Origin of the sequence: Wenzhouxiangella sp. 15190, from assembly GCF_003417465.1 — a bacterium.
Classification (GTDB): domain Bacteria; phylum Pseudomonadota; class Gammaproteobacteria; order Xanthomonadales; family Wenzhouxiangellaceae; genus Wenzhouxiangella.
This window is the reverse complement of sequence record NZ_QVMV01000052.1, coordinates 1-12,233: the sequence shown is the minus strand read 5'-3', so window position 1 is coordinate 12,233 and position 12,233 is coordinate 1. Positions and strand designations below refer to the sequence as shown.

26 protein-coding genes and 1 pseudogene are annotated in these 12,233 nt (G+C 60.3%); all 27 read right to left on the bottom strand.

Going from position 1 to position 12,233, the window contains the following annotated elements:
* Position 1: 1 nt before the first annotated feature.
* Positions 2 to 628: a 30S ribosomal protein S4 gene (gene rpsD, locus DZK26_RS12630; RefSeq protein WP_116899331.1), complete on the bottom strand. Its 627-nt coding sequence runs from the start codon at positions 626 to 628 to the stop codon at positions 2 to 4.
* A gap of 26 nt (positions 629 to 654) precedes the next feature.
* Entirely contained in the window at positions 655 to 1,047 is a 393-nt protein-coding gene (gene rpsK, locus DZK26_RS12625) for a 30S ribosomal protein S11 (protein WP_116899332.1), read from the bottom strand.
* 11 nt (positions 1,048 to 1,058) lie between these two features.
* Positions 1,059 to 1,412: a 30S ribosomal protein S13 gene (gene rpsM / locus DZK26_RS12620; RefSeq protein WP_116899333.1), complete on the bottom strand. Its 354-nt coding sequence runs from the start codon at positions 1,410 to 1,412 to the stop codon at positions 1,059 to 1,061.
* A 94-nt stretch (positions 1,413 to 1,506) separates the two neighbouring features.
* A complete protein-coding gene (gene rpmJ / locus DZK26_RS12615) occupies positions 1,507 to 1,620 on the bottom strand; it encodes a 50S ribosomal protein L36 (protein ID WP_116650666.1) in 114 nt (37 codons plus the stop codon).
* Positions 1,621 to 1,660: 40 nt separating this feature from the next.
* Positions 1,661 to 3,019 (bottom strand): preprotein translocase subunit SecY, encoded by a 1,359-nt coding sequence (gene secY, locus DZK26_RS12610; protein ID WP_116899334.1) that lies wholly within the window; start codon positions 3,017 to 3,019, stop codon positions 1,661 to 1,663.
* The gene (gene rplO, locus DZK26_RS12605) at positions 3,019 to 3,450 is read right to left on the bottom strand and encodes a 50S ribosomal protein L15 (RefSeq protein WP_116899335.1); all 432 of its coding nucleotides are present in this window, start codon (positions 3,448 to 3,450) and stop codon (positions 3,019 to 3,021) included. Before rplO ends, secY begins: the two co-directional genes overlap by 1 nt.
* A 22-nt stretch (positions 3,451 to 3,472) precedes the next feature.
* The gene (rpmD, locus tag DZK26_RS12600; RefSeq protein ID WP_116899336.1) at positions 3,473 to 3,667 is read right to left on the bottom strand and encodes a 50S ribosomal protein L30; all 195 of its coding nucleotides are present in this window, start codon (positions 3,665 to 3,667) and stop codon (positions 3,473 to 3,475) included.
* The gene (gene rpsE / locus DZK26_RS12595; protein ID WP_116899337.1) at positions 3,660 to 4,166 is read right to left on the bottom strand and encodes a 30S ribosomal protein S5; all 507 of its coding nucleotides are present in this window, start codon (positions 4,164 to 4,166) and stop codon (positions 3,660 to 3,662) included. The genes rpmD and rpsE overlap by 8 nt, the downstream gene beginning before the upstream one ends.
* 17 nt (positions 4,167 to 4,183) lie before the next feature.
* Positions 4,184 to 4,540 (bottom strand): 50S ribosomal protein L18, encoded by a 357-nt coding sequence (gene rplR / locus DZK26_RS12590; protein WP_116899338.1) that lies wholly within the window; start codon positions 4,538 to 4,540, stop codon positions 4,184 to 4,186.
* Positions 4,541 to 4,550: 10 nt separating this feature from the next.
* Positions 4,551 to 5,078, bottom strand: a complete 528-nt coding sequence (rplF, locus tag DZK26_RS12585) for a 50S ribosomal protein L6 (RefSeq protein ID WP_116899339.1) — start codon at positions 5,076 to 5,078, stop codon at positions 4,551 to 4,553.
* 23 nt (positions 5,079 to 5,101) lie between these two features.
* A complete protein-coding gene (gene rpsH / locus DZK26_RS12580) occupies positions 5,102 to 5,497 on the bottom strand; it encodes a 30S ribosomal protein S8 (RefSeq protein WP_116899340.1) in 396 nt (131 codons plus the stop codon).
* A 15-nt stretch (positions 5,498 to 5,512) separates the two neighbouring features.
* Entirely contained in the window at positions 5,513 to 5,818 is a 306-nt protein-coding gene (gene rpsN, locus DZK26_RS12575) for a 30S ribosomal protein S14 (RefSeq protein ID WP_116899341.1), read from the bottom strand.
* Positions 5,819 to 5,832: 14 nt separating this feature from the next.
* On the bottom strand, positions 5,833 to 6,375 hold the full coding sequence (gene rplE / locus DZK26_RS12570) for a 50S ribosomal protein L5 (protein WP_116899372.1): 543 nt from the start codon (positions 6,373 to 6,375) through the stop codon (positions 5,833 to 5,835).
* Between the two features lie 56 nt (positions 6,376 to 6,431).
* Positions 6,432 to 6,749, bottom strand: a complete 318-nt coding sequence (rplX, locus tag DZK26_RS12565) for a 50S ribosomal protein L24 (RefSeq protein ID WP_116899342.1) — start codon at positions 6,747 to 6,749, stop codon at positions 6,432 to 6,434.
* A gap of 10 nt (positions 6,750 to 6,759) precedes the next feature.
* Positions 6,760 to 7,128, bottom strand: coding sequence for a 50S ribosomal protein L14 (gene rplN, locus DZK26_RS12560; protein WP_116899343.1), 369 nt, complete (start codon positions 7,126 to 7,128; stop codon positions 6,760 to 6,762).
* Positions 7,129 to 7,142: 14 nt separating this feature from the next.
* Positions 7,143 to 7,403, bottom strand: a complete 261-nt coding sequence (gene rpsQ, locus DZK26_RS12555) for a 30S ribosomal protein S17 (RefSeq protein WP_116899344.1) — start codon at positions 7,401 to 7,403, stop codon at positions 7,143 to 7,145.
* The gene (rpmC, locus tag DZK26_RS12550) at positions 7,400 to 7,600 is read right to left on the bottom strand and encodes a 50S ribosomal protein L29 (protein ID WP_116899345.1); all 201 of its coding nucleotides are present in this window, start codon (positions 7,598 to 7,600) and stop codon (positions 7,400 to 7,402) included. Before rpmC ends, rpsQ begins: the two co-directional genes overlap by 4 nt.
* Positions 7,600 to 8,010 carry a 50S ribosomal protein L16 gene (gene rplP, locus DZK26_RS12545; RefSeq protein WP_116899346.1) on the bottom strand — a complete coding sequence of 137 codons (411 nt, stop codon included), beginning with the start codon at positions 8,008 to 8,010 and terminating at the stop codon, positions 7,600 to 7,602. Before rplP ends, rpmC begins: the two co-directional genes overlap by 1 nt.
* A 3-nt stretch (positions 8,011 to 8,013) precedes the next feature.
* Complete coding sequence (gene rpsC, locus DZK26_RS12540; protein ID WP_116899347.1) at positions 8,014 to 8,703, bottom strand: 30S ribosomal protein S3; 690 nt, start codon at positions 8,701 to 8,703, stop codon at positions 8,014 to 8,016.
* A 2-nt stretch (positions 8,704 to 8,705) separates the two neighbouring features.
* Positions 8,706 to 9,038 (bottom strand): 50S ribosomal protein L22, encoded by a 333-nt coding sequence (gene rplV / locus DZK26_RS12535; protein ID WP_116899348.1) that lies wholly within the window; start codon positions 9,036 to 9,038, stop codon positions 8,706 to 8,708.
* A gap of 19 nt (positions 9,039 to 9,057) precedes the next feature.
* Entirely contained in the window at positions 9,058 to 9,330 is a 273-nt protein-coding gene (gene rpsS / locus DZK26_RS12530) for a 30S ribosomal protein S19 (protein ID WP_116899349.1), read from the bottom strand.
* A 12-nt stretch (positions 9,331 to 9,342) separates the two neighbouring features.
* Positions 9,343 to 10,170, bottom strand: a complete 828-nt coding sequence (gene rplB / locus DZK26_RS12525) for a 50S ribosomal protein L2 (protein WP_116899350.1) — start codon at positions 10,168 to 10,170, stop codon at positions 9,343 to 9,345.
* Positions 10,171 to 10,195: 25 nt separating this feature from the next.
* The gene (gene rplW / locus DZK26_RS12520) at positions 10,196 to 10,492 is read right to left on the bottom strand and encodes a 50S ribosomal protein L23 (RefSeq protein WP_116899351.1); all 297 of its coding nucleotides are present in this window, start codon (positions 10,490 to 10,492) and stop codon (positions 10,196 to 10,198) included.
* Positions 10,489 to 11,091 carry a 50S ribosomal protein L4 gene (gene rplD, locus DZK26_RS12515; RefSeq protein ID WP_116899352.1) on the bottom strand — a complete coding sequence of 201 codons (603 nt, stop codon included), beginning with the start codon at positions 11,089 to 11,091 and terminating at the stop codon, positions 10,489 to 10,491. Before rplD ends, rplW begins: the two co-directional genes overlap by 4 nt.
* An 11-nt stretch (positions 11,092 to 11,102) precedes the next feature.
* Positions 11,103 to 11,741, bottom strand: a complete 639-nt coding sequence (gene rplC, locus DZK26_RS12510; RefSeq protein ID WP_116899353.1) for a 50S ribosomal protein L3 — start codon at positions 11,739 to 11,741, stop codon at positions 11,103 to 11,105.
* Between the two features lie 14 nt (positions 11,742 to 11,755).
* A complete protein-coding gene (gene rpsJ, locus DZK26_RS12505) occupies positions 11,756 to 12,067 on the bottom strand; it encodes a 30S ribosomal protein S10 (protein WP_116899354.1) in 312 nt (103 codons plus the stop codon).
* 96 nt (positions 12,068 to 12,163) lie between these two features.
* Positions 12,164 to 12,233, bottom strand: a pseudogene (locus DZK26_RS12500) (elongation factor Tu); the annotation flags it as partial.

The following is a 12,233-nucleotide window of genomic DNA, read 5'->3' as shown; positions in this document are numbered from 1 at the left end:
CTTACTTCGAGTACAGCTCGACGATGAGGTTTTCGTTGATATCCGGCGGCAGATCATCGCGATCCGGAGCGCCCTTGAAAACACCTTCCATCTTGTCGAAGTCCACGTCGATCCATGTCGGAACCAGATCCAGTTCGCGCGCCACATTGATGGCTTCCTGGATGCGCAGCTGCTTCCTGGCCTTTTCCCGGATCGAGACGCGGTCTTCCGGCTGCACCTGGTAGGAGGGAATATTGACCACCTTGCCGTTGATCTCGACCGACTTGTGGCTGACCATCTGACGCGCCTGCGCCCGGGTCACCGCGAAACCGAGCCGGTAGACGACGTTGTCCAGGCGGCCCTCGAGAAGCTGCAACAGGTTCTCGCCGGTCGCACCCTTACGTCGTGCCGCTTCTTTGTAATAGTTACGGAACTGCTTCTCGAGCACGCCGTACATCCGGCGCACCTTCTGCTTTTCGCGCAACTGCAACGCATAGTCCGACAGGCGCTGACGACGGCTGTCGCCATGCTGGCCCGGCGGCTGGTTCAGTTTGCACTTCGACTCGAGTCCGCGCGCGGGGCTCTTGAGGTTGAGGTCAACGCCCTCGCGGCGTGCGAGCTTGCAGGTTGGTCCAATATATCTAGCCATATCTCTTCAGTCTGCCTGCCGGTGACTTACACGCGACGTTTCTTGGGTGGACGGCAGCCGTTGTGCGGAATCGGCGTGACGTCCGTGATGTTGGTGATCTTGAATCCGGCCGCATTGAGCGAGCGAACCGAAGACTCGCGACCCGGCCCGGGGCCGTTGACGCGGACTTCGAGGTTCTTCATGCCGAATTCCTGGGCCGTCCGGCCGGCGCTGTCCGCCGCCACCTGGGCCGCGAACGGGGTCGACTTGCGCGATCCGCGGAAACCGGAACCACCGGAGGTGGCCCAGGAGACCGTGTTGCCCTGACGGTCGGTGATCGTGATGATGGTGTTGTTGAACGAGGCATGCACGTGAGCAATGCCGTCGACCACGGTCTTCTTGACCTTCTTTCTGCTTTTTGCGCTCTGCTGATTGGCCATCTGTTCCTACCTCAACGAATCGGGCGACGCGGACCCTTGCGGGTACGGGCGTTGGTACGCGTGCGCTGGCCGCGAACCGGCAAGCCACGACGATGACGCAGACCGCGATAGCAGCCCAGGTCCATCAGGCGCTTGATGTTCATCGACACCTCACGGCGCAGATCGCCCTCGACGCTCATCTGACCGATCGTCTGGCGAAGCTTTTCCTGCTCCGCTTCGGTCAGGTCGCGCACTTTCGTGTCGGGGGCCACACCGGTGGCCGCGCAAATCTCGTAGGCCCGGGTTCGACCGATGCCGTAAATGTGAGTCAATGCCACCCAGGTGTGCTTCTGGACGGGCAGATTGACGCCTGCTATACGTGCCATTTGCTTGCTCCGTAAACCAATACGCCCGCTCGACGCAAACCAGCAATTCTACCGGGTTTTCCGGCCTTTGCCAAGCCCGTCGGACGGTGCTGTTTCATCCCTGCCGCTGCTTATGCTTGGGATCACTGCAAATGACGTAGACCACGCCCTTGCGGCGCACTACCTTGCAGTGGCGGCAGATCTTCTTGACTGATGCCTGAACCTTCATTACTGCTCTCCAATCATTCCGGCCGCGACTCGGCCCCTTGTCAGCGGCGAACCACGCCGCTTCGGCCATAACCCTTCAGGTTGGATTTCTTGAGCAGGCTGTCGTACTGATGCGACATTAGATGCGCCTGCAACTGGGCCATGAAATCCATGGTGACGATCACAATGATCAAGAGGGATGTACCGCCGAAATAGAACGGTACGTTCCACTGCATGATCAGGAACTCCGGCAGCAGACAGACCGCCGCCAGGTAGAACGCCCCGACCAGCGTCAGCCGGGTCAACACGTAATCGATGTATTCCGCGGTCTGGCGTCCCGGACGAATGCCCGGAATGAATGCCCCGGACTTCTTCAGGTTGTCGGCCGTTTCCTTCGAATTGAAGACAATGGCCGTGTAGAAGAAGCAAAAGAACATCACCATGCCGCCGAAGATGGCGATATAAATCGGTTGCCCCGGACTCAGCTGTTGCGAGATCGTCTGAAGGATTCCGGACTGCCCCGCCTCGCCGAACCAGGTCGAGATCGTCGCCGGGAACAGCACCAGGCTGGACGCGAAAATCGCCGGAATCACGCCGGCCATGTTGACCTTCAACGGCAGATGGGTTGATTGGCTGCGATAGGCCTGCCGGCCCTGGCGCTGTGCGTAGTTGACCGTAATGCGCCGCTGCCCCCGCTCGACGAAGACCACGAAAGCGGTCACCGCCAGCGCGAGTACCAGCAGGAAGGTTGCCGTCAGTATGCCGAGCTGACCCGTCCGCACCAGTTCCAGGGTCGAACCGATGGCTCGCGGCAGTTCAGCGACGATACCGGCGAAAATCAGAATCGAGATGCCGTTGCCAATACCACGCTCGGTGATTTGCTCACCCAGCCACATCAGGAAAACCGTCCCTGCCGTCAGCGTGATGACCGCCGCCATTACGAAGCCGGGTCCAGGCGATATCACAACGGGCAGATTGGAACCGGCACTCTGGCTCTGCAGCGCCATCGCTACACCGAAGGATTGGAAGGACGCCAGCACGACCGTGAAGTAACGCGTGTACTGGGTAATCTTGCGGCGACCCGACTCGCCTTCCTTGCGCAACTGCTGAAGTTGCGGGATGGCATGGCTCATCAACTGGATGATAATGGCCGCCGAAATATAGGGCATCACGCCGAGCGCGAAGATCGAGAAACGGCCCAGCGCACCACCGGAGAACATGTTGAACACGTCCACGATGGTGCCGCTCGACTGGTCCATCAGCTCCACCAGGGCGATCGGGTTGATGCCCGGCACCGGAATGAACGTACCGAAACGGAAGATCAGCAGAGCGACCAACACCACGAACAGGCGCTGGCGCAGCTCCTTGAGCCGACCGATTCCGCCGAGCATGCCGGCCATTTCCGATGGGTTGCGTGCCATTATTCGACCTTGCCGCCTGCGGCTTCGATGGCCTTGGCCGCACCGGCGGTCACGTGAATACCGCGGACGGTCACCGCCCGCTCGATGGCGCCGGTATTGACCAATCGAACCTTGCGGGTAACATCAGCGATCAGACCGGCTGACTTGAGCGAGTCGAGATCGATGACATCAGCATCGATTACGTTGATCTGGTACAGACGCAACTCGGCTGTGTGGCGGTTGACCGCGGAGCGGAATCCGACCTTGGGCACACGCCGCTGGAGCGGCATCTGGCCGCCTTCGAAACCGACCTTGTGATAGCCGCCCGAACGCGCCTTCTGACCCTTGTGACCCCGGCCCCCGGTCTTTCCCAGACCGGAACCGATACCGCGTCCGACGCGCTTGCGTTCGCTGCGGCTGCCTTCTACGGGCTGAATCGAATTGAGTTTCATGTCACCGTCCAAAAAGTTGAAATCAGGCTTCTTCGACCTGCACCAGGTAGTCGACCTTGCGGATCATGCCGCGAATGGCCGGCGTGTCTTCCAGTTCGACGGTCTGGTGCATGCGGCGCAGCCCAAGGCCGCGCACGGTTTCGCGATGCTTGCCGATCGTGTTGTTGATCGAGCGGACAAGCTTCACGCGCAGCTTTCCGGCATTCTTCTTAGCCATGGTATTCCAGGACCTCCTCGATCGACTTGCCGCGCTTGATGGCGACCTTTTCGGGCGACGCCATGGCCTGCAGGCCCTTCATCGTGGCGCGCACCAGGTTGATGGGGTTGTTTGAACCCAGGCTCTTGGCCAGAACATCGTGCACCCCGACCGCCTCGAACACGGCACGCATCGGGCCGCCGGCAATGACACCGGTACCTTCCGACGCCGGCTGCATGTAGATACGCGATCCGCTGTGACGCGCCTTGACCGGATGCCAGAGCGTCCCTTCGTTGAGGGAGATCCGCACCATGTCGCGACGGGCACGTTCCATCGCCTTCTGGATGGCGAGCGGCACTTCACGTGCCTTGCCGTAGCCGAAGCCGACCTTGCCGTCACCGTCGCCGACCACCGCGAGCGCCGTAAAGCTGAACTGGCGGCCACCCTTGACCACTTTGACCACACGGTTGATCGCGACCAGTTTCTCGATGAGATCGTCGGTGCTGTTTTCTCTAGCCATGATGAATTCCGTTAGCGTTAAAACTTCAGACCGGCTTCACGCGCGGCATCCGCCAGCGCCTTGACCCGTCCGTGGTATCTGAAACCGGAGCGATCGAACGCCACGCCTTCGACGCCGGCTTCGAGGCCGCGCTCGGCGACCTTCTTGCCCACGGCCTGGGCCGCTTCCACACTGCAGGTGCTTTTCAGGCCTTCGGCCACATCCTTTTGCAGTGTCGACGCCGAAGCGATGGTGTGCTGACCGCCCGATGCGATGATCTGTGCATAAATGTGCTGACCCGAGCGGTGCACGCTCAGGCGCGCCTGGCTCGAACGCGTGATGCGAGCGCGGTTCTTGCGCGCACGACGCAGTCTTGATTGATTCTTGTCCTTCATGATCGTTTCCTCAGGCCTTCTTGGCTTCCTTCATCACGACGCGCTCGCCGGCGTAGCGCACACCCTTGCCCTTGTAGGGCTCCGGCGGACGGTGGCCGCGAATCTCGGCCGCCACCTGACCAACGAGCTGCTTGCTGCTGCCCTTGATAACGACTTCGGTCTGGCTGGGCGTCTCGATCGTGACCCCATCGGGAATCTCGAAATCGACCGGATGGCTGAAACCCAACTGCAGATTCAGTTTCTTGCCCTGAACCTGCGCGCGATAACCGACACCGCGGAGCTCGAGTTTCTTCTCGAATCCGTCAGTGACGCCTTGCACCATGTTGGCGATCAGTGCGCGCATCGTTCCGGCCATGGCCATCGTCCCGGACTTTCCCGGAGCGACAGACACCACGCCGTCTTCGACGCTCAAGTTCACCGTGGGGTGCATTTCCATTTCCAGCTCACCCTTGGTGCCCTTGACCTTGACCACACCGCCAGCATGGTTGAATTCGACGCCCTTGGGCAGTTCGATCGGGGCCTTGGCAATTCTCGACATTTCTAGTCTCTCCGAAAACTCAATCAGGCGACCATGCAGAGCACTTCACCGCCGTGGCCTTCCGATCGGGCCTGACGGTCCGACATGACGCCGTGCGAGGTGCTCACGATTGCAACACCGAGGCCGTTCAAAACGCTCGGCAGTTCATCCTTGCTGAAATACCGGCGCCGGCTCGGCAGGCTGTAACGATCGAGACGATCGATGACACCGCGGCCCTCGACATACTTCAACTCGATCGTCAATTCCCGCTTGGGGCCGTCCTCCTCGACGTGGAAGTCGCGGATGTAGCCCTCGTCCTTGAGGACGCCGGAAATGGCAATCTTGGCCTTCGAGGCCGGCATGCTCACGCTGCGCTTGTTGACCGCCTGCGCGTTCTTGATGCGTGCCAGCATGTCGGCAATGGGATCACTCATGCTCATTGCTCTTATCTCTCCTTACCAGCTAGCCTTGCGCAGACCCGGAATATCACCACGCATCGCCGCCTCACGCAGCTTGTTGCGACCCAGTCCGAACTTGCGGTAGTAACCACGCGGCCGGCCCGTCTGTCGACAGCGGTTGCGTCCTCGCACAGGCGAGGAGTCGCGCGGCAGCTTGTTGAGCTTGTGCATCGCATCCTGCTTTTCCTCGAAATCCACTTCGGGATCGGCGATGATGCGCTTGAGCTCGGTGCGCTTCTTGGCGTACTTCGCGGCCAGCTTGGCCCGGCGCACGTCGCGTTCTACCATGGAAACTTTAGCCATACCTTCTTTACTCCTTACTTGGCCCGAAACGGGAAGCCGAACGCTTCCAGCAGGGCCAGGCCTTCTTCATCCGTAGACGCCGAGGTCGTGATGGCGATATCCATACCGCGCAGCGTGTCGACCTGGTCGTAGTTGATCTCGGGAAAGATGATCTGTTCCTTCACACCCAGGTTGTAATTGCCGCGGCCGTCGAAAGCCTTGCGCGGAACACCGCGAAAGTCGCGCACGCGCGGCAAGGCAACGTTAACCAATCGATCGAGGAACTCGTACATCCGTTCCCGTCGCAACGTAACCATGCAGCCAATCGGATAGCCGTCGCGGATCTTGAAGCTGGCAACCGACTTGCGGGCCTTGGTAATCACCGGCTGCTGTCCAACAATCTTGGCCATGTCGGAAATGGCATTCTCGATGACCTTCTTGTCACCGACCGCCTCGCCAACGCCCATATTGACCGTGACCTTCTCGATACGCGGGACTTCCATCACGTTGGAATAACCGAACTTCTCGGTCAGCTTTCCGACGACTTCGTCCTTGTAGAATTCTCTTAGCCTTGCCATTGTCTTTTCCAGAAAATTTTCGATTTTCAGCTTGCTGCCGACGGACTGCACCGACCTCAGATATCGACCACTTCGCCGGTCGAACGATAGAAACGAACCTTGCGGCCGTCCTCCAGAAACTTGAAGCCCACGCGGTCACCCTTGCCGGTGGCCGGGTTGAACAGCATCACGTTCGAAGCGTCAATAGGCGCTTCGCGCTCGATAATGCCGCCAGGCTTCTGACTCTGCGGATCGGGCTTCTGGTGGCGCTTGACCATGTTGACGTTCTCGACCAGAAACCGCTGGTCCTTGAGCACCTTGAGCACATGACCGCGCTGGCCCTTGCTGCGGCCGGTCGTCACGATCACTTCGTCGCCCTTGCGTATACGTTCCATCTTGAACTCCTTACAACACTTCCGGTGCGAGCGACACGATCTTCATAAACTGACTCGTACGCAGCTCGCGCGTGACCGGACCGAAAATGCGGGTACCGATCGGCTCGAGTTTGCTGTTGAGCAGGACCGCCGCGTTACCATCGAAACGGATGAGCGAACCGTCACGGCGACGCACACCCTTTGCGGAACGCACCACCACGGCGTTATAGACCTCGCCTTTCTTCACCTTGCCGCGCGGAATTGCGTCCTTGACGGTCACCTTGATGACATCACCAATATTGGCGTAGCGGCGCTTGGAGCCACCGAGCACCTTGATGCACTGGACCTCGCGTGCTCCGCTGTTGTCGGCTGCCGACAATCTGGACTGCATCTGAATCATCTCATTCGCTCCGCTTACTGGGCCCGTTCGACCACTTCAATTACTTGCCAGGCCTTGGTCTTGGAGATCGGCCGGGTCTGCTCGATACGCACGGTATCGCCTTCATTGCAGTCGTTGTCGGCATCATGAGCATGCACCTTGCTCGAACGGCGAACGTACTTGCCGTACAGCGGATGCTTGACCAACCGCTCGAGACGAACCGTCACGGTCTTGTCCATCCTGCTACTCACGACGCGTCCGACGACACTGCGTTGCTTGCGTTCTTCGCTACTCATGCCTGCTTCTCATCCTGCTTCTGGTTGAGCACGGTCTTGACCCGTGCAATCTCCTTGCGGACACGGCGCATATCATGGGGTGTGCCCAACTGGCCGGTACCGTGCTGCATACGCAGGGAGAACTGCTCCTTGCGCAGATCCAGGAGCATGCTGTTGAGCTCGCTGGAATTCTTGTCACGCAGTTCACTCGCTTTCATTACAGCGTCCTCGCTACAAAGGTGGTGCGGACGCTCAGCTTGGCCGAGGCGCGGCGGAACGCTTCGCGCGCCACGTCTTCGCTGACGCCCTGAATCTCGTAAATCACTCGCCCGGGCTGGATCGGGGCCACCCAGAACTCGACGTTACCCTTACCCTTGCCCATGCGGACTTCAACCGGCTTCTTGCTCACCGGCTTGTCGGGGAACACGCGAATCCAGAGCTTCCCGCCACGCTTGACGTGGCGCGTAATGGCACGACGGGCCGACTCGATCTGGCGTGCGGTGATGAAACCGCGCGTGGTCGCCTGAAGGCCGTACTCGCCAAAGCTGACGCGATTGCCCACGTGAGCCAGGCCGCGATTGCGTCCTTTCTGCTGCTTTCTGAACTTGGTGCGTTTCGGCTGCAGCATGATTCAGTTCTCCTTGCGTGCACCGCTTTTGGCCGGTGCATTTTCCGAACTCTTCTCGGCGTACAGGTCGAAAACCTCGCCCTTGTACACCCAGACCTTGATACCAATGACGCCGTACGTCGTTGCGGCCTCGGCCGTGCCGTAGTCGATATCGGCGCGCAGCGTGTGAAGCGGCACGCGACCTTCGCGATACCACTCGCTGCGAGCGATGTCGGCACCGTTGAGGCGACCACCCACCTGTACCTTGATGCCCTGGGCGCCGAGTCGCATGGCGTTCCCCACCGAACGCTTCATTGCGCGGCGGAACATTACGCGACGCTCGAGCTGCTGGGCAATGCTTTCGGCCACCAGTCGCGCATCGAGTTCCGGCTTGCGAATCTCGTTGACGCGAATATGGGTCGGCACACCCATGATCTTGCCCACTTCACGACGCAGTTTCTCGATGTCCTCGCCCTTCTTGCCGATGACGATGCCCGGACGCGCCGTATGCACGGTGATCTCGGCCGATTTGGCCGGACGCTCGATCTCGATGCGACTGACCGCAGCATGCGAAAGCGCCTTCTGCAGGAACGCCCGAGCCTTGAGGTCAGTGTTGAGCTGGTCCGCGAAATCGCGCGACTCCGCATACCACTTGGCGCCCCAGTCCTTGGCGATCCCGAGACGAAAACCGGTTGGATGTACCTTGTGACCCATGATTAGTCCTCTGCCACGACAATGGTGATGTGACTGGTGCGCTTGAGAATGCGCGTGAAGCGACCCTTTGCCCGCGGCATGCCACGCTTGAAGGTCGGACCCTCGTCGACGAAGATCGTGCTGACCTTCAACTCGTCGATGTCGGCACCGCTGTTGTGCTCGGCATTGGCAATAGCGGACATCAGGACCTTGCGCACGATCTGCGCGGCCTTCTTGTTGCTGAACGTCAGCATCTCGTCCGCCCGCTCGACCGGCAAACCGCGAATCTGGTCCGCGACCAGCCGGGCTTTCTGCGGCGATATGCGCGCGCCCCGGAGCTTTGCTGTAGATTCCATCACCGTCTCGAACCCTTGGTTACTTGGACCTGCGGTCACCGCTGTGACCCTTGAATGTTCTCGTCGGCGCGAATTCGCCGAGCTTGTGACCAACCATGTTCTCGTTGATCAGAATCGGCATGTGCTGCCGACCGTTGTGCACGGCAATGGTCAGACCGACCATTTCCGGCATGATCATCGAGCGACGCGACCAGGTCTTGATCGGGCGCCGGTTGTTGGCTTCGACGGCCGCTTCCACCTTCACCTGAAGGTGATGATCGATAAACGGCCCTTTCTTGATCGAACGTGGCATAACGAATTCCTGTTACTTGCGCTTGCGTGAACGCGTAATGTACTGATTAGTGCGCTTGTTCTTGCGGGTGCGCTTGCCCTTGGTCGACTTGCCCCACGGCGTGACCGGATGACGGCCACCCGAAGTCCGGCCTTCACCGCCACCATGCGGGTGATCGACGGGGTTCATGGCCACACCGCGAACGGTCGGCCGCACCCCACGCCAGCGCTTGGCGCCCGCCTTGCCCATCTTTTCCAGATTGTGCTCGACGTTGGCCACCTGGCCGATGGTCGCTCGGCAATTCGAATGCACCTTGCGCATTTCGCCGGAGCGAAGCAGCACGGTCGCATACTGACCTTCACGCGCCACCAGCTGAACCGAAGCACCGGCACTGCGTGCGAGCTGGGCACCCTTGCCGGGCTTGAGCTCGACGGCATGCAACTGGGTACCGACCGGAATCGAGCGCAGCTGCATTGCGTTGCCCGGCTTGATCGGGGCTTCCGATCCACTGAGGATCTCGTCGCCGGCGCGTACGTGACGCGGCGCCAGGATGTAGCGCCACTCGCCGTCCAGGTACTTGACCAGGGCGATGTGTGCGCTGCGATTGGGATCGTATTCGATCCGCTCGACCGCACCCCGAATGCCGTCCTTGTCGCGACGGAAGTCAATGCGCCGATAGTGGTGCTTGTGACCACCGCCGCGATGCCGCGTCGTGATTCGGCCTGCATTGTTGCGACCGCCGGTCTTGCCCTGTGGCTCGAGCAACGGCGCATGCGGCTCGCCCTTCCAGAGATGGGGGTGCCGAATCTCTACGCGACCTCGACGGCCCGGAGATGTTGGTTTTGATTTGACGATTGCCATGATTCTATTCCCGGCTCGCGGTTATTCAGTCTGCCTGCACTTCTTCGATGGTCTGGCCGCTCTTGACTCGCACATAGGCTTTCTTCCAGCCCTTCTGGCGACCCGGCACGAAGCGGAAGCTCTTTTGCTTGCCCTTCACGTTGAGGACCTGCACCTGCTCCACGTCGACTTCGAACAGACCTTCCACGGCGCGCTTGATATCACCCTTGCTGGCGTCACGGCGCACCTCAAAAACGTACTGATTGCTGTCCGCCTGCAGTAGCGCCGTCTTTTCCGAAACGTGCGGCCTGCGGACAATCTGGTACATGCGTTCGGTCTTCATGCCAGCCACTCCTCGATCTTGTTGACGGCCGCCTTGCTCACGACCACCTTGTCCGCGCCTACCAGGCTGACCGGATTGAGACCTTCGACGGTCAACGCCTGAATACCCGGAATATTGCGACTGCCGAGGTAGAGATTGTCATCAAGTTCGACGTCAATCAGCACGCCGGAGACGACACCCAGCTCCGCGAGCTTCTCGCGTACCAGACGCGTCCTCGGCTCGGCGAACTCGAATTTCTCGACAACCACCAATCGCTCCTGGCGCACCAGTTCCGACAGGATCGACTTGATCGCTGCCCGGTACTGCTTGCGGTTGACCTTCTGCGTAAAGTCGCGCGGCTGCGCAGCGAAGGTCACACCACCGCTCCGCCACAACGGGCTTCGGATCGTGCCGGCGCGCGCATTGCCGGTACCCTTCTGGCGCCACGGCTTGCGGCCGCCACCCGAAACCGCCGAACGGTTCTTCTGGGCCTTGGTGCCTGAACGGCCACCGGCCAGATAGGCGGTAACCACCTGGTGCACCAGGCTTTGCGAAAAATCACGGCCGAAGACCTCGTCGGATACCTTGATCTTGCTGCCGCCTGTCATTGCGAGTTCCATCACTCTCTCCTTCAGGCCTTGGTCGACGGACGAATCATGACGTGACCGCCGGTCGCGCCCGGAACGGCACCGCGAATCAACAGCAGGTTGCGTTCTGCGTCCACGCGGACGACCCGCAGGTTCAGCGTGGTCTGGCGCTCGTCACCCATGTGACCGGCCATCTTCTTGCCCTTGAACACTCGGCCCGGCGTCTGGCACTGGCCAATCGAGCCCGGTGCACGGTGCGCCAGCGAGTTGCCGTGGGTGGCATCCTGCATACGAAAATTGTGACGCTTGATCACCCCGGCAAAACCCTTGCCCTTGGTGGTTCCGGTCACGTCGACTTTCTGGCCCGGTTCAAAGCGCTCGACGGTCAACTCGGCGCCGATCTCGAGACCGTCGCTGTCGTCGCCGTTGAGGCGGAATTCCCACAGGCCTTCACCGGCCTCGACACCCGCCTTCGCGAAGTGCCCGGCCAGCGGGCGGGAGACCAAAGACGTACGCTTGTTGCCGCATGTCACCTGAATGGCGGCATATCCGTCCTTATCCTGTTCACGGATCTGCGTGATCCGGTTCGGGCTGACCTCGATGACCGTCACCGGAACGGAGTTGCCCTCCTCGGTGAAGATCCGTGTCATGCCGCGTTTGCGTCCTACCAATCCGATAGCCATTGCTCTTACTCGCCTCAATACAGCTTGATCTGCACGTCAACGCCCGCAGCCAGATCCAGCTTCATCAGGGCATCGACCGTCTTGTCGTTGGGATCGACGATATCCAGCAACCGCTTGTGGGTGCGGATTTCGTACTGATCACGCGCGTCCTTGTTGACATGTGGTGAAATCAGCAAGGTATAGCGCTCCTTGCGCGTGGGCAGCGGAATAGGACCGCGAACCTGCGCACCCGTGCGCTTGGCGGTATCCACGATTTCCTGGGTCGATCGATCAATCAAACGATGATCGAAACCCTTCAAACGAATACGGATTTTCTGTTCGGCCATTGCCGTACGCCTTCAGTCTGTTAAAGATCAAATTCTTCAGCCCGCCTTTCGGCGAACACGTTTGCGATTCTTTCGAATCGCCGGCCCCGGTGGGGCTTACTCGATAATCTTCGACACCACGCCGGCGCCCACGGTGCGGCCACCTTCGCGAATCGCGAAACGCAGG